At 73.5% G+C, this 16150-nt stretch carries 10 protein-coding genes; 4 read left to right on the forward strand and 6 right to left on the reverse strand.

From position 1 onward, the window contains the following. Positions 1–8: 8 nt before the first annotated feature. The 5 genes from ACFYX3_RS15565 to ACFYX3_RS15585 form a co-directional block, all read right to left on the reverse strand. Entirely contained in the window at positions 9–818 is an 810-nt protein-coding gene (locus ACFYX3_RS15565) for a class I SAM-dependent methyltransferase (protein ID WP_389013111.1), read from the reverse strand. Beyond that, positions 818–5308 carry an aminotransferase class I/II-fold pyridoxal phosphate-dependent enzyme gene (locus tag ACFYX3_RS15570; protein WP_389013114.1) on the reverse strand — a complete coding sequence of 1497 codons (4491 nt, stop codon included), beginning with the start codon at positions 5306–5308 and terminating at the stop codon, positions 818–820. The genes ACFYX3_RS15565 and ACFYX3_RS15570 overlap by 1 nt, the downstream gene beginning before the upstream one ends. A gap of 142 nt (positions 5309–5450) precedes the next feature. Then, on the reverse strand, positions 5451–6485 hold the full coding sequence (locus ACFYX3_RS15575) for a LacI family DNA-binding transcriptional regulator (RefSeq protein WP_389013117.1): 1035 nt from the start codon (positions 6483–6485) through the stop codon (positions 5451–5453). A gap of 94 nt (positions 6486–6579) precedes the next feature. Then, entirely contained in the window at positions 6580–6909 is a 330-nt protein-coding gene (locus tag ACFYX3_RS15580) for a putative quinol monooxygenase (protein ID WP_352028013.1), read from the reverse strand. Positions 6910–6955: 46 nt separating this feature from the next. Next, positions 6956–7708: an IclR family transcriptional regulator gene (locus tag ACFYX3_RS15585; RefSeq protein ID WP_389013120.1), complete on the reverse strand. Its 753-nt coding sequence runs from the start codon at positions 7706–7708 to the stop codon at positions 6956–6958. Between the two features lie 164 nt (positions 7709–7872). Here ACFYX3_RS15585 and ACFYX3_RS15590 point away from each other — a divergent pair, with 164 nt between their 5' ends. The 3 genes from ACFYX3_RS15590 to ACFYX3_RS15600 all read left to right on the forward strand — a co-directional run bounded on the left by ACFYX3_RS15590 (position 7873) and on the right by ACFYX3_RS15600 (position 11502). Continuing rightward, positions 7873–9642 (forward strand): VanW family protein, encoded by a 1770-nt coding sequence (locus ACFYX3_RS15590; RefSeq protein WP_389013123.1) that lies wholly within the window; start codon positions 7873–7875, stop codon positions 9640–9642. Positions 9643–9746: 104 nt separating this feature from the next. Continuing rightward, a complete protein-coding gene (locus ACFYX3_RS15595) occupies positions 9747–10778 on the forward strand; it encodes a serine hydrolase domain-containing protein (protein ID WP_389013125.1) in 1032 nt (343 codons plus the stop codon). A 55-nt stretch (positions 10779–10833) separates the two neighbouring features. Next, a complete protein-coding gene (locus ACFYX3_RS15600) occupies positions 10834–11502 on the forward strand; it encodes a GNAT family N-acetyltransferase (RefSeq protein ID WP_389013128.1) in 669 nt (222 codons plus the stop codon). 30 nt (positions 11503–11532) lie between these two features. Here the strand turns inward: ACFYX3_RS15600 and ACFYX3_RS15605 are convergent, their stop codons facing one another. Beyond that, complete coding sequence (locus tag ACFYX3_RS15605; RefSeq protein WP_389013131.1) at positions 11533–14421, reverse strand: BTAD domain-containing putative transcriptional regulator; 2889 nt, start codon at positions 14419–14421, stop codon at positions 11533–11535. 137 nt (positions 14422–14558) lie between these two features. Here ACFYX3_RS15605 and ACFYX3_RS15610 point away from each other — a divergent pair, with 137 nt between their 5' ends. Next, on the forward strand, positions 14559–16004 hold the full coding sequence (locus tag ACFYX3_RS15610) for a glyceraldehyde-3-phosphate dehydrogenase (protein WP_376590955.1): 1446 nt from the start codon (positions 14559–14561) through the stop codon (positions 16002–16004). Positions 16005–16150: the final 146 nt, after the last annotated feature.

The following is a 16150-nucleotide window of genomic DNA, read 5'->3' on the forward strand; positions in this document are numbered from 1 at the left end:
GGCTGCTGTCAGGAGGGCTGCTGTCGGGAGGGCGCGGGAGCCTGTGCCCCGGCGGTGAGCGCCTCCGCGGTGAGCAGGAGGATGCCCGTGTCCCCGTACTCGGGCAGGGTGAGGTCCTTCTCGACCCTGCCGATCCGCAGTCCGGTGGTGCGTGGGGCGAACACGGACCGCAGGGCGGTCTCGTCGACGGGGCAGGCGGGCCAGACCGGGCCGTCGCCGATGCGGTAGCTCGGCATGCGTTCCATGAAGGCGGCCAGGAGGGTGCCGCCGGGGCGGACGGCGCGGACGAAGGCCTCGCACAGGACGGTGAACTCGCCGAAGTCCTCGGTGACGCTCTCGGCGACGAAGTTCATCGAGGCGAGGTCGTAGGTGCCGGGAACCAGGTCGTCGGCGGTGCCGCGGACGACGCGCACGCGGCGGAGCGCCTCCGCGCAGTCCTCGGGGAGGGCGGGGTCGAGGGAACGGCACAGGGCGTAGAAGGGCCGCCAGCTGTCGTCGATGCCGTGGGTGAGCTGTTCGCGCAGGTAGCGGACGCCGGCGGCGCTGGGTTCGAGGGCGTCGACGGCTCGGCCGGCGGCGCCGGCGAGCATCAGCGGGTACAGGTTGGGCCCGGCGCCCAGTTCGAGTGTGCGGGCCAGGGCGCCGGGGGCGAAGCGCCGGTAGACGGCGGAGTGGTGGCGGATGACGCCGATGTCGCAGGGGTGGAGGCTGCGGTAGTTCTCGGCGAGGTAGTCGGCGACGGGCCAGTCGTCCCAGTCGGCGTCCCGGTTGCGGCGTACCCGGCCCGTCGCCGGGGAGGCCTGCGGGGTCCGGTCCATCACTGCTCCGCGGGCGGGCCGGCCGTGACGGGACGGGGGGGCGCGGCGGGCTGCAGGGTGAACCGCGCGGCGAGCTCCGTGAGGGCGGCGCACAGCTGCTCGATCTCCTCGTCGGTGTTGGCGGCGGTGATCTGGATGCGGAAGCCGACCCGGTCGCGCGGGACGAGCGGATAGGACGCGAGCGTCACGTAGATGCCGCGCTCCCAGAGGAAGGTGGCGACGGCGTCGAGGTCTCCGGCGTCGCCGAGCGGGATCTCGATGATCGGCAGGCCGTCGGTGTTGGGGGTGCCGATACCCAGGCTCCGTACGTGGGCGAGGGCGCGGGTCGTCCTGCGGTACAGGCGGGCCCTGATCTCGTCCCCGCGCTCGTCGTTGAGGTCGAGTCCGGCGAGGGCGGTGGCGAGGGAGGCGGTCGGCGAGGGCCCCGAGTACAGGTACGGGGCCGCCGCCACCTTGAGGTGGTCCTTGAGCCACCTCGGTACGGCGAGGAAGGCGAGCAGCGAGGAGAAGGCCTTGGAGAAGCCGCCGACCAGGACCAGGTTGTCGTACGTCTCCCCCAGGTGGCGCACGATGCTGTTGCCGCGCGAGCCGTACGGGCTGGTCTCGTCGGCACGCCGCTCCCCGATGACGCCGAAGCCGTGGGCGTCGTCGATGTAGAGGAGGGCGCCGTTCTCCCGGCAGATCCGGGCGAGGACGGGCAGGTCGGGGAAGTTGCCGGTCATGCTGTTGACGCCGTCCATGCAGACGAGCCGGCCCGAGTCGGCGGGCGCGCCGCGCAGCAGGCTCGCCAGCTCGTCTGGGCGGTCGGCGTGGAAGCGGTGGACCTCGGCGCCCTGTCCCCGCGCGCCCACGCAGCCGTCGTACACGGTGCGGTGGGCCTGCGCCTCCACGAAGACCTGTCCGGTGCCGGCGAGGAGCGGGATGACGGACTGGTGGATGAGGGTGATGGTGGGCAGCAGGAGGGTGTCGGGGGCGCCGAGGAGTTCGGTGAGCCGCTCCTCGATGCGGGGGTAGATCCGGGGGCTGCCGATGAGCCGGGACCAGCTGGGGTGGGTGCCCCAGCGCCGGACCTCGGGTTCGATGGCTTCGATGATCTCGGGTTCGAGGTCGAAGCCGAGGTAGTTGCAGGAGGCGAAGTCGACGAGCCAGTCGTCGCCGACCCGGATGCGGCGGCCGTCGACCTCGTCGATGACGGCGTCGCACATGAGGCTGGTCCGCTGGAGGTGCTCCAGGTCCCGCCACCGGGACTCGCGCGGGGGCCCGGTGGTGCGCACGGCGGGGACGGGCCCTGCCATCCGTACGGCCTGGCGGGCGGGCGGCCGGGCCGCGGGCCGGCTTGCGGCGGGCGGGGCGCGGTGCAGATAGGACTCGGCCTGGTGGGCGGTCATGGGGCGGGCGAAGAGGTAGCCCTGCCCGTACCGGCAGCCCATCCCGGCGAGCAGCGCCCGCTGCTCCTCGTGCTCGATGCCCTCGGCGACGACCTGGAGGCCGAGGACGTCGGCGATGCGCACGATGCCCTCCACGAGCGCCACCTGCTGCGGGTCGGTGGTGATGTCGTCGATGAACGACTTGTCGACCTTGAGGACGTCGATGGGGAACTCGCGGAGGTAGCTGAGCGAGGAGAATCCGGTGCCGAAGTCGTCGATGGCGATGGCGACGCCCAGTTCCTTGAGGGCGGCCATGGTGGTCCTGATCTGCACGTCCTTGCGCATGAGGACGGTCTCGGTGAGCTCCAGGCAGAGCGAGCCGGGCGCGAGCCCGGAGGAGTGCAGGGCGCGCCGTACCTCTTCGAGGAAGCCGGGGTCGCGGAACTGCCGGGCGGAGACGTTCACATTGGCCCGCAGGGGCGCGCGGCCGGGGTGGGCGCGCTGCCAGCGGGCGATGTCGAGGGCCGCGTGCTCCAGGACCCATGCGCCCAGCGGCATGATGTGGCCGCTCTCCTCGGCCAGGGTGATGAACTGGTCGGGCGGCACCATGCCCCGGCGGGCGTGCGGCCAGCGGATGAGCGCTTCGAGACCGGCCGGCGCGCCGCCGTCCACCTCGACGATCGGCTGGTAGCGCAGGGCGAAGGCGTGGTCGGCGATGGCCTTGTCCATGCCCGCCTGGAGTTCGTGGCGGGCGACGAGCCGGGAGTGGAGCTCGGGGCGGAAGAGCCGCCACCGCTTCTTGCCGGCGGCCTTGGCCGCGTACAGGGCGAGGTCGGCGTGGCCGAGGAGCTCCTCTGCGTGGGCGCTGTCGAGCACGGTCGCGATGCCGACGCTGGTCGATACGGAGACGGCGCCGTCGGTGAGGTGGAAGGGCTGGCTGAGGGTGTGCACGATCTCGGCCGCGAGGGCCTCCGCGTCGCGGGGCTCGCGCGCCCCCTCGATGAGGACGGCGAACTCGTCGCCGCCGAGCCGGGCGGCGGTGTCGGTGAGCCGCAGGACCGAGGTGAGGCGGCGGGCGACGGCGACGAGGAGCTCGTCGCCGACGGAGTGCCCCATCGTGTCGTTGACGACCTTGAAGTCGTCGAGGTCGACGAAGAGCATGCAGGTCAGGGTGGACTCGCGGCGGCCGCGGAGCAGCGCCCGCTCGATGCGTTCGAGGAGCAGGACCCGGTTGGGGAGGCCGGTGAGGGAGTCGTGGAACGCCCGGTGGGTCAGTTCCCGTTCCAGCTTCCGCTGCTCGGTCACGTCGCGGAGGGTCAGGACGAGGCCGTGGACGGTGCGCTCGTCGCGCAGGTTGCTGCACCGGACCTCGGCCTCCAGCTCCCCGGAGCCGCCGCGCAGCAGCTTCCAGTCGTCCCGGGCGTCGGCGGCGCCGCGGGCGCGCGCGTCGGCGACGAGACGCAGCGCGGTCGTCGTGTCGGCGGGGGCGAGGAGGTCGGTGAGCGGGGTGCCGGGGAGCAGGGAGCGGCCGAACATGGACTCGGCCGAGGGGCTGGCGTACCGGATGGTGTCGTCGTCGTCCAGGATCAGGATGACGTCCGAGGTGTTGTGCACGAGGGTGCGGAAGTAGGCCTCGCTGGTGCGGCGGTTGACCTCCTCGCTGAGCCCGAAGCGTTCGAGGGCCAGGGCCGCCTGGGAGGCGAGGGACTGGGCGGGGCCCGATATCTCGGCGAGCTTGCGTTCGGCTCCCGCGAAGAGCAGCACGCCGAGCAGCGGTTCGCCGCCGGAGGGGGCCTGGAGCTCCAGGGGGCAGAGCAGGACGTGGGTCTCGGGCGTGATCTCGGCGGCGACGGACGGGTCGAGCCGGGTCAGGGGCAGCAGCCGGGCGCCCTCGGCGACCAGCTCGGACCAGGAGGTGCCGCGGGGCCGGATCAGTTCGTCGGTGCGGCAGCTCCAGGGGTGCTCCGCGGTGGCCACGGCGGTGAGGCCGCCGCGGCGGTCCCGGGTGAGCAGGAGGACCTGGTGGGAGGTGCCGGGGCCGAAGAGGGTGGCGGCGGCCGTCTCGACCGCTCCGGCGACCTCGCGGGGGCTGAGGGCGGCGACGAGGGAGGCGGCGGCGAGCCGGAGGCTGCGCTCGCGGGCCTCGGCCTTGCCGTGGTCGCTCATCATGCCCCAGAGCCGGGCGAGGACCAGCAGGAACATCAGGGCCGAGAAGATCGCGATGACGGCGATGTCCTTGTTCTGGATGTGGCGCAGCGACTGGAGGAGCAGCAGGCCGGGGGCGACGAGGGAGGCCCCGGCGAGCAGCGCGAGCCGCCGCTCGGCGACGCGCGGGGGCGGCTCGGGGACGGGCTCGGTGAGGCCGGTCATGGAGGGGTGGAGGGCGGCGAGGCCCCAGGCGGTGAAGAAGACGACCCAGCCGAGGTCCAGGGGGGTGCCGACCTGCCAGGTGCCCCTGAGCTGGAGGATGCCGTAGATGACGTCGGACGCGAGGATGCCGCAGGTGCCGAGGGTGAGGAGCTGTACGGATCTGGATCTCAGCCCGCCGGGGACGAGGAGTCGGGCGAGCATCGCGAGCATCAGCACGTCACCGAGGGGGTACGCGATGGAGATGGCTTTCTCGGCCCAGGTCATGCCCTCGCTCCTGGCGAGCGGGGTGATGAGGTTGACCCAGCAGAGCAGCGCGAGCCCCGAGGTGAGGATCAGCGCGTCGAGGACGACGCCGAGGTCGCGGCCGACGGCCCGGTAGCGGATGAATCCGAAGAGGCCGATCGCGAAGAGCGGATAGGTGGCCAGGTAGAGGGCGTCGGCGACGGACGGGAAGGGTCTGGTCTGGCCGAAGAAGGCCTCCAGGGCGTTGTACGCGGTGTCGCCGCTCACGAAGGTGAGGTTGGCCGCGGCGAGCACCAGCCAGGGCCAGCGCCGGGACGGCCGGTGCAGATGGACGCCGACGAGGATCGCGATGACGCCGCTGAGCCCGATGAGCGCCCACAGGGTGGTGTGCCGGGAGGGGACCTCCAGGTACGCGACGGTCAGCAGGGTCACGACGAGAACGTAGATCAGGGTCCAGAAGCGCAGTTTCGCGGACGCGGTGGGCGGCCGGTTGAGCCGGCTCAACGACATCGTCCACCGCCCCCTTGCCGGGTCGGACGCCGCCGGGAGCGCCCTGTTCGCGGATACGGGCCCTGTGAGTGTCCATTCTCCGGGGCACCCGGGAGGGCTGCATCTCGGCACCGGCGGGGCGCCCGGGGGCCGGGGGCCGGTGTCAGGAGGAGGCGCGGACCACGAGTTCGACGGGCAGCATCCGGCGGGGCTGCTCGTCCGGGTCGCCGGGCGAGGCGATCTCCGCCAGGAGCATCCGTGCCATGGTGCGGCCCATCTCCTCGATGGGCTGGCGCACGCTGGTCAGCGGCGGGTCCATGTGCCGGGCGATCGCCGAGTCGTCGACGCCGACGAGGGCGACGTCCTCGGGGACGCGGCGGCCCGCCTCGCGCAGCACGCTCCGTGCGCCGGCCGCCATCACGTCGGAGGCGGCGAAGACGGCGTCCAGGTCGGGCCGGCGGTCGAGGAGCTCCCGCATGGCCCGCCGGCCGCCCTCCTCGGTGAAGTCTCCGTCGGCGGCGAGGGTCTCGTCGGGGGCGAGTCCGGCCTCCGTCAGGCCCTCGCGGTAGCCGTCGAGGCGGCAGCGGGCCACGTACATGTCGAGGGGTCCGGTGACGGTGGCGATCGTGCGCCGGCCGCGGGCGGCGAGGTGGGCGACGGCGGCCCGGCCCGCGCCGGTGTTGTCGGAGTCGACGAAGGCGACGCGCTCGTCCTGGGTGCGTCGGCCGTTGAGGACGGCGGGCAGGCCGAGGGCGCGGACCTGGTCGGGCAGCGGGTCGTCGGCGTGCACGGAGACGAGGAGGACGCCGTCGACGCGCTGCGCCGCGAGGTACTGCTCGAAGCGCTGCCGCTCCTGCTCGCTGCGGATGAGGGTCAGCAGCAGCTGCTTGTCGGCGTCGGCGAGTTCGGCGCTGACCCCGCGGATGATGTCGAGGAAGTACGGCTCCGCGAAGAGCCGCGCCTCGGTCTCGGGGATCACGAGGGCGACGGCGTCGGTGCGGCTGCCGGCGAGGGCGCGGGCGGCCCGGTTGGGGACGTAGCCGAGTTCGGCGACGGCCCGTTCGACGGCGGCCTTGGCCTGTTCGCTCACCTTCGGGGAGCCGTTGATGACCCGGGAGACCGTGCCGCGCCCGACTCCGGCCCGGGCCGCGACCTCCTCCAGGGTGGGCCTGCCGGTCTGCCGTCCGCTCGCCGCCATGTGCCGCCTCTCCCCTCGGGGCGCCGCCCCCGCCTGCGTCTGACGCGAACCTATCAGGCGGGGCCGGGCGCGCCGGGGGCCGTGGCGGGACGGGTCAGGCGCCGGTCGGGGCCAGCTCGGCCATGGCGCCCCAGCCCTGCTGCGGGACCTCGACGTTGATGATCTCGGGGGTGGCGGCGATGGCACCGGCCATGGCGGAGAGGCCGGCCGCGAAGTGGTCGGAGGCGACGTGGACGGCGCCCGCGGCGGCGTCGGCGAAGGCCTCCAGGAGGACGAAGACGTTCGGGTCGTCGACGCTGCGGGACCAGTCGAAGAAGAGGTTGCCGGGCTCCGCGCGGGTGGCGCGGGTGAAGTCGTCGACCAGGTCGAGCCAGCGGTCGGCGTGGTCGGGGCGGACGGTGAAGCGGACGGCGATGAAGATCATGCGTCCACCCTCACGGCCGCCGGTCCCGGTGGGCGAGCGGGACGGCTCAGGATTCCGGCAGGGCCGGAAACGCCGGTACGGAGCGGTGCAGCGCGGCCCGGATCTCGCCCTGCCGCCGCCCGAACTCGGCGGTGGGGAGCGAGACCGACAGGGCGTGCACGATGCCGTCGCCGCGCTCGGGCAGGGCGACGGCGAGACAGGTGTACGCGAGGTCGGCCTCCCCGACGGACACGGCGAAGCCCTGGCCCCGCACCCGGTCCACCTCGGCCTCGAAGCGCTCCGCGCTGGTGATCGTCCGCTCGGTGAAGCGGGCCATGCCGTGCTCCGCCAGATAGCGGCGGCGCAGCGGGCGCGGCAGCGCGGCGAGCAGCGCCTTGCCGTGGGCGGTGGCGTGGGCGCGGGCCTCGGGGCCCGGGGTGAAGGGGTGGTCGGCGTCGGTGACCGGGGCGGTGGTGTCGACGACCGTGATCAGGCCGTCGCGGTACGCGGTGTGGTATGCCTCCGCGCCGGTCGCCCGCCGCAGCCGGCCCAGGAGCTCGCCGGTCCCGGCGCCGAGCCCGTGGTGCCGCTGGTGGGAGCGGTGCAGGGCCGGGACGCGGGGGCCGGGGGCGTACCCCTCGGCGGTACGGACGAGGTAGCCGCGGGCGAGGAGGGGTCCGGTGAGGTGGTAGACGGTCGAGAGCGCGCACCCGAGCCGACGCGCCAGCGTCTTCGCCCCGACGGGCCGGTCCGCGTCGACTATGAGGTCGAGCACGGCGAGGGCGCGGTCGACGGACTGGGGGCCGGGGGTGTGGGGCATCGGTCCAGCTTAGGCGGGACGGCGGGACCTGCACGGCCGCACACTGTGCGTCTGTTCAACCCCGCTCCGTAGCCCTGTAGGGGATATCACCTTTATGTCCATAAGACACTCTTTCGGCGTACGGTCGTGTGGTTGCCCATTCCCTCGACGCCCCGGGAGAGCGTGTGCCCCGCTCCACGACCGACCTTGACCCGACGCCCCGCGAGGGGCGCCGTCCGCGTCTTCGGACGGCGGCGATCGCGACGGGTGTGGTCGCCGTCGCCGCGGGCGGACTGTACGTGGCGGGTCTCGTCGCCACCGGGGACGACATATCCGCCGGCACCCGGGTCGACGGCGTGGACATCGGCGGCATGAGCCGCTCCGAGGCCGAGGCCAGGCTGACGGCCGCCGCCCCGGCCGCCTGGAAGGCGCCGATACCCGTGAAGGTCGGCGACCGGGCCGCCACCGTGGACCCGGCCTCCGCCGGTCTGACCGTGGACGTCGCGAAGACCGCCGACCGGGCGGCCGACCCGTCCCGTGACCCCGTCACCGTCATCGGACGGCTCTTCTCCCCCGGTGAGCGCGAGGTCCGGCCGGTGTACGCCTACGACGAGGCCAAGACCAGGACCGCCGTGGCGGAGCTGGCCGAGCAGAACGACCGCGCGGTCCGCGAGGGGTCCGTCGCCTTCCGCGACGGCAAGGCCGTCGCGACCCAGCCCGTCACGGGCAGCAAGCTGGACACCGGCCGCGCCGCCGAGTCGCTGCGCGCGGCCTACCCCGCCGCCACCGGCGCCGCCGCGGTCACGCTCCCCGTCCAGGTGACCGAGCCCAGGCTGCCCGCCGCCGAGGTGTCCCGCTTCCTCGACACGTACGCGAAGCCCGCCGTCTCCGGCCCCGTGACGCTCACGGCCGGCGGCGAGCGGCTGCGGATCTCCGCCGCCACGCTCTCCGACCACCTCACCGTGAAGAACGACGGCGGCCGCCTCACCGCCTCCCTCGACCAGGACGCCCTGCTGCGCGACCCGGACGTGGCGCGTCCCCTCGCCTCGCTGACGGGCGCGCCGGTGGAGGCGTCCCTCGGGGTGCGCGACGGCAAGGTCGTCGTGGAGTCGGAGGGCCGGCCGGGCCACGAGGTGACCGCGAAGGCCCTGGGCGACGCCGTGCGCCCGCTGCTCACGAAGTCGGGCGACGCGGCCCGTACGGCTCCGGTGGCGACCAAGGTGACGGAGCCGGGGCTGTCCTCCGCCTCGCTGGCCCGCCTGGGCATCACCGAGCAGATGTCGACGTTCACGGTGAACTTCCCCACCGCTCCGTACCGGACGACGAACATCGGCCGGGCGGCCGAGCTCATCAACGGCTCGCTGGTGCAGCCGGGCGAGGTGTGGAGCTTCAACAAGACGGTCGGCGAGCGGACCCCGGACAACGGCTTCGTCGACGGCACGATGATCCTCGACGGCTCGTACCGCTCGGCGCCCGGCGGCGGCGTGTCGGCGATGGCCACCACCGTCTACAACGCCATGTTCTTCGCGGGGGTGCAGCCCGTCGAGCACGGCGCCCACTCCTTCTACATCGAGCGCTACCCGGCCGGCCGGGAGGCGACCGTCGCCTGGGGCCAGCTCGACCTGAAGTTCCGCAACGACACGGGCAAGCCGATCTACATCAAGGCGAGCGCCACCGACCACTCGGTCACGGTGAGCTTCCTCGGCACGAAGAAGTACGACTCCGTGGAGGCGGTCGCCGGACCGCGCACCAACATCACGCAGCCCGTGAAGCGCGAGGGCACCGGTGAGGCCTGTGTGCCGCAGCCGCCCCTGGAGGGCTTCGACACCACGGTGGACCGCGTGTTCAAGAACAACGGCGTCGAGGTCAAGCGGGAGACGTACAAGACCCACTACACCCCGCGCGACGAGGTGACCTGCAAGCCGACCGGCGAGAAGGGCGACGGCCACAGCTGACGGAAGGGTGTCTTCCCGTTCGGCCGGGGCATGTCTTCGGAGGGCGGTCCGCCGGCAATCCGACGGTCCGCCCCCGAACCTCCCCGGACCGTCGGAGGCACGCCTTGGCCCATCGCAGCGACCCCTTCGAGCGGCTCCTCGGCGAGGCCGCCCGCGCGGGCACGTACCCGGGCGCCGCATGGGCCGTGGGCGACGCCCGTACGACCCTCTCGTCCGGGGCGGTCGGGGTGCTCGACCCGGAGCGCCCGGGTGAACCGACGCTCCCCGACACGCTCTTCGACGTGGCGAGCCTGACCAAGATCCTCGTGGTCTGGGCGGTCACCGGCACCCTCGTCGAGGCCGGGAAGCTCGACCTGACCGCCCCGCTCGGCTCGTACTGGCCCGAGGCCGCGGGCCGGCCGCTCGCCGGGGCGACCGCCCACCACCTCCTCACCCACACCGCGGGCCTGCCGCTGCGCGCCAACCTCCGGCACCTGTACGGCTCCGACCCGCAGGACGTCCGCGACGGCGTCCTCGCCGAACCGCTGCGGCACCGGCCAGGGGAGGCCGTCGCGTACACCGACCGGGCGGCGCTGATCCTCGGCTACCTCGCCGAGCACCTCACCCGGCAGCCGCTCCGCCGGCTCGCCGCGGACCGGATCTGGACGCCCCTCGGCATGACGGAGACCCGGTACGGGCCGCTGCCCGCCGAGCTCGGGGAGCGGTGCGCGCCCACCGAGCGCGACGAGGAGAGCGGTGCCCCGCTGCGGGGCACCGTCCACGACTTCTCGACCCGGCTCCTCGGCGGGGCCTGCGGGATCGCGGGGGTCTTCACCACCACCGCCGACGTCGGCCGCTTCCTGCGCCATCTGCTCCTCCCGGAGCCGGGCGCCTTCTCCGCCGACTGGACCGCCGCGTCGCTGCGCGTCCACACGGGCCCGCTCGTCCCGCCGCGCGGGCTGTTCTGGCATCCGGCGCCGGGCACGGAACCGGCGGAGGACGTCTGGGCGCACTTCGGCTTCACCGGCACGGCCCTGTGGGTGTCGCCCGCGCACGGCCGGTGGGCCGTCCTGCTCACCAACCGGCTCCGGCTGACCCGGGACCCCGGGCCGCTGGCGCGGGTCAGGGACGTGTTCCGGACCCTTGCCTTCGGCTGACCGCCGTGAGGAATCGAGGTGCGGGCCCGACCCCTGCTCTGCGACCCTGCACGCCATGGGATTCACGCTGGAAGGGCCGGTTCTGGAGGGCGCGTTCGTACGCCTGGAGCCGCTGGGACACCACCACGCCGACGGTCTCGCCGAGGCGGCGGAGGAGGACCGCGACTCGTACCGCTACACGTGGGTGCCGCGCCGGGAGCAGGTCGGGGCGTACATCGACACCCAGCTCGGCCGCGCCGCCGACGGCAGGCTCGCCCCGTACGTCCAGGTGGACCGGGTGAAGGGCCGGATCGTCGGCGCGACCTCCTTCTGGGAGCCGCGCCCCTGGCCCTCCGGGGAGGGTCTGTGCGCGATCGAGATCGGCTTCACCTGGCTCGCGGCGTCCGCCCAGGGCACCGGGGTGAACACCGAGGCCAAGTACCTGCTCTTCCGGCACGCCTTCGAGAACTGGGGCGTGGCCCGCGTCGACCTCACGACCGACGCCCGCAACGCCCGCTCGCGGGCCGCGATCGCGAGCGTCGGCGCGAGCTTCGAGGGCGTCCTGCGCAACTCCGCCGGCTCCTGGGTCCCGGGCGAGGAGGGCCGCCTCCGGGACACCGCCGTCTTCTCCGTCATCGCCGAGGAGTGGCCCGAGCGCCGGACGGCACTCGAAGCGCGCCTGGCGGGCGTCCGGGAGCGCCGCGCGTCCGGCGGGACGCCCGGGCCCTCGCGGACCCGGTCGTGATCCACCGGACGGGCGCCGGGTGACGGGACCTCAGGGCTTCTCTTCCGTCAGGACCTGGGACGCCAGGGCCTTCAGGCCTTCCAGGCACTCGTCGATCCGCATGCCGAGGTTGTGCCGGCGGGCGAGCTCCAGGCACGACTCCCAGGTCTCGCGGGCCGCGTCCCACTCCCCGAAGTGGTGGTGGGCCCGGGCCGTGAAGACGAGGCAGTCGGCCGTGCCTCCCTGGTCGTTCATCCGGAGCCGGATGGAGAGCGCCTCCGCGAGGACCTCGAAGGCCTTGTCGCGGTCGCCGAGGACGCGCAGCGTGTCGCCGTAGTTGGTGAGGGCGGTGGCGAGGAAGACCCCGTGGCCGCTCCCCCTGATCAGGTCGATGACCCGCCGGTAGTCCGCGGCCGCCCGATCCGGTTCGCCGCGCATCTTGTGGACGTCCGCGATCCGGCTGAGGAGCAGCGCCTCGCCCTTCGTGTTCCGGGTGGCGCGGTAGAGGTCGCGGGAGCGCTCGGCGTGGGCGAGCGCCTGCTCGGAGTCCTCGATCTGCAGGTACACCGCCGACATGTTGCCGAGGATCGACGCCTGGGCGGCGAGGTCCGCGCGTTCGGTGAACAGGTCCAGGGCGATCCGGAGGTGCTCCAGGCAGGCCTCGTTGCGGTAGGCCATGCCGTGGGCGACGGCCGTGCGCCGGTGCAGCCAGGCCTGCCCGAGCCGGTCGTCGTGCCTCCGGGCGATGTCCATGGCCTGCTCCAGGCAGGCGTCCCACTCCCCCGTCCACCAGTGCGTGCTCGCGTGGCCGAAGAGGCCCACGGCGAGCCGCCAGGCGATGTCGGAGCGGCCCAGCTCCCCGGCGCGGGTGAGGGCGTCCCGGACGGCCGGCAGTTCCCGCGCGGTCCACCGGATCGCCTCGTCGTCGTCCGCGAACTCGGGCAGCGACATGTTCTTCACCGCGTCCCCGCCGAGCAACGGCGGGGACTGCGTCTCGCGGGTGGCGGCCACCGTCGCGGCCGCGAGGGCCGCGACGTACCAGGAGAGCAGCCGGAGCAGGGCTGCCGTCCGCTCCTCCTCGGTGTCCTCGTCGTCCCGCTGCGCCGCGTACTCGCCGAGCAGGTCGTGCAGCTGGTAGCGGTCGGGCTCGGGGTTGAGGAGGAGGTGGGCGTCGGCGAGGACGTCGAGGACGGCGGCGGCCCGCGCCTCCGTGACGTCGAGGAGCGCGGCGGCGGACTGCGGGGTGACCGCGTGGGCCGACCACACCCGGCCGAGGAGCCGGAAGGCCCGCGCGGCCTCGCGTTCCAGCGGCTGCTCGCTGTCCCGTATGGCCACGTAGCTCATGGCGAAGGTGCGGCGTACGTCGAAGTGCCCCATGGCGAGGGTGTCGAGCCGGCCCTGGTGAGGGGTGAGCCGCTTCGCCAGGAGCGCGAGGGGCCAGGAGGGCCGGGAGGCCAGCCGGCCGCCGACGATGTGCAGGGCGAGCGGCAGGCCCCCGCAGGCGGCCATGATGTCGGCCAGGGCCTCGGGCTCGCTCCGTACGCGCTCGGCGCCGGCGAGTCTGGCGAGCAGCGCGTGCTGGTCGGACTCGGGCAGCGGGGACAGCGGGACCTTCGCGGAGCGCGGCAGGTCGGCGAGCAGCTGGCGGCTGGTGATCAGGGCGGCGCTGTGCCCGCCGGCCGGGAGCAGGGGCGCGACGTGGGCGGCGTTCCGCGCGTTGTCGAGGACCAGGAGCACCCGGCGCTCGGCGAGCGCCGAGCGGAAGAGGGTGGCTCGGTCGTCGGTGTCCTCGGGCAGGGCGTCCTGGTGGACGCCCAGGTCGGACAGGAACCGGGCGAGCAGTTCGTGGGCCGTGCGCGCCCCGCCGGAGCAGTAGCCGCGCAGGTCGGCGTAGAGGGCGCCGTCGGGGAAGGCGTCGCGCACCCGGTGGGCCACGTGCATCGCGAGCGCGGTCTTCCCGACGCCGCCCATGCCGGAGATCACGACGGCCCGCGCGTGGGCGGGCCCGCTCCCGGGTGCCGCGTCGGCGCCCGCGGCCTCTCCCGGGGCCTCGTGCGGCACCCCGAGCAGCGCCCGTACGGTCGCGGCCTCGGCCTCGCGGCCCGTGAAGGCCTCGCCCTCGCAGGGGAGTTGGAAGGGCGCGGGGACCGAGGCGGCGCGGGGCGCGGGGCCCGGCGCGGGTTCTCCGGCGAGTACCTCCGCGTAGGCCTCGTGGACGGCTGCGCCGGGTTCCGTGCCGAGTTCGTCGACCAGGTCCCGGCGCAGCCGGTGGAAGACGGCGAAGGCCTCGGCCCGGCGGCCGGAGCGGTGCAGGGCGAGCATGAGGCGCCGGTGGAACCCCTCGCGCAGCGGGTGCTCCCCCGCCAGGGCGGTGAGCGGGGCGACGGCCTCGTGGTGGTGGCCGAGGCCGAGCTCGGCGTCGAAGCTCCATTCGAGGACCTGGAGGCGCGCCTCCGCGAGCTGGTGGACGCGGAGCGCGGGCGCCTCGGTGTCCGAGAAGGGGGCGAGGTCCGCGAGGGGGGTGCCGCGCCACAGGGTCCTGGCGAGGCCGGTCTCCCGGCGGACCGCCTCCCAGTCGCCCCGCCGGTGCGCCTGCTGGACGGCCAGGACCCGGGCCTCGAAGACGTCGGCGTCGAGTTCGCCCTCGTGGACGGTCAGCTGGTAGCCGGGGGCGACCGTGCGCAGCCGCTCCTCGGTCCCGCCGTCGGCGGCGGCGAGGACGCGGCGGAGCCGGGTGAGGTGGTTGGCGAGGGAGGCGTCGGCGCTGGCGGGGACCGAGGCGCCCCAGAGGGCTTCCTTGAGGGTGTCCCGGGACACCGTGCGATTGGCCCGGAGCAGCAGTGCGGCGAGGAGGACGCGGACCTTGGGGCCGGTCACCGGCCGCAGTTCCGTCCCGTCGTGGACGACGAGTGGTCCGAGCAGCCCGAACTTCACCACCATGCCCCCGCTCAAGGTAGGCGGGCCCGCCCGCCTACGGCGGATCCCGACGTGTCCCATCGTACGGTTCGGGACCCCTTGATTGATCAAACCGGCCGCGGGTTACCATATGAGCGCCGCCTAGCTCGAAAGATAATCTTGTGACTGTCAATGACGACTCGTTCACCAGTTGGAAGAACCGCGAGGAGATCGCGGAGTCGATGATCCCGATCATCGGGAAGCTGCACCGGGAGCAGGACGTCACCGTCCTGGTCCACAGCCGCTCCCTGGTGAACAAGTCGGTGGTCAGCATCCTCAAGACCCACCGCTTCGCCCGGCAGATCGACGGCGAGGAGCTCTCGGTCACCGAGACCCTGCCGTTCCTCGAGACGCTCACCACCCTCGACCTGGGCCCCTGCCAGATCGACATCGGTGTGCTGGCCGCGGACTACAAGACCGACGACCGCGGTCTGTCGGTGGCGGAGTTCACCGCCCAGGCCGTCGCCGGCGCCACCGGTGAGAACAAGATCGAGCGCCGTGACGGACGCGACGTCGTCCTCTACGGCTTCGGCCGCATCGGCCGCCTCGTCGCCCGCCTCCTCATCGAGAAGGCCGGTTCGGGCAACGGTCTGCGCCTGCGCGCGATCGTCGTCCGCGGCGGTGGCGAGCAGGACCTCGTGAAGCGCGCCTCGCTGCTGCGCCGCGACTCCATCCACGGCCAGTTCCAGGGCACGATCACGGTCGACGAGGCGAACAGCACCATCGTCGCCAACGGCAACACGATCAAGGTGATCTACGCCAACGACCCCTCCGAGGTCGACTACACGGCGTACGGCATCAACGACGCCATCCTGATCGACAACACCGGCAAGTGGCGCGACCGCGAGGGCCTCTCCAAGCACCTGCGCCCCGGCATCGACAAGGTCGTCCTGACCGCGCCCGGCAAGGGTGACGTGCCGAACATCGTGCACGGCGTCAACCACGACACGATCAAGCCGGACGAGCGCGTCCTGTCCTGCGCCTCCTGCACCACCAACGCCATCGTCCCGCCGCTGAAGGCCATGGACGACGAGTACGGCGTGCTGCGCGGTCACGTCGAGACGGTCCACTCGTTCACGAACGACCAGAACCTGCTCGACAACTACCACAAGGCCGACCGCCGCGGCCGTTCCGCGCCGCTCAACATGGTCATCACGGAGACGGGTGCCGCCTCCGCCGTGGCCAAGGCACTGCCCGACCTGAAGGCGCCGATCACCGGCAGCTCGATCCGCGTCCCCGTCCCGGACGTCTCGATCGCCATCCTGAGCCTGCGCCTGGGCCGCGAGACCACCCGCGACGAGGTCCTCGAGTACCTCCGCGACGTCTCGCTGCACTCGCCGCTGAAGCGCCAGATCGACTTCACCACGGCCCCCGACGCCGTCTCGATGGACTTCGTCGGCTCGCGCCACGCGTCCATCGTCGACGCCGGTGCGACCAAGGTCGACGGCGACAACGCGATCCTGTACCTGTGGTACGACAACGAGTTCGGCTACTCGTGCCAGGTCATCCGGGTCGTCCAGCACGTCTCCGGCGTGGAGTACCCGACCTTCCCGGTTCCGGCGGTCTGATCCTCCCGCGAGCAGCGACAGCACGGCGGAGCGCCGCACTTCCCGGACGGGGAGTGCGGCGCTCCGCCGTTTCCGTCCGGGGACGCGGCGCTCCGCCGTTCGCGGTGGGCACCGCCCGCGAACCGCTCACGGCCCGCCGGCGTCCC

The sequence above is a fragment of the Streptomyces sp. NPDC002463 genome, from assembly GCF_042889835.1.
GTDB classification, from domain to species: domain Bacteria; phylum Actinomycetota; class Actinomycetes; order Streptomycetales; family Streptomycetaceae; genus Streptomyces; species Streptomyces nymphaeiformis.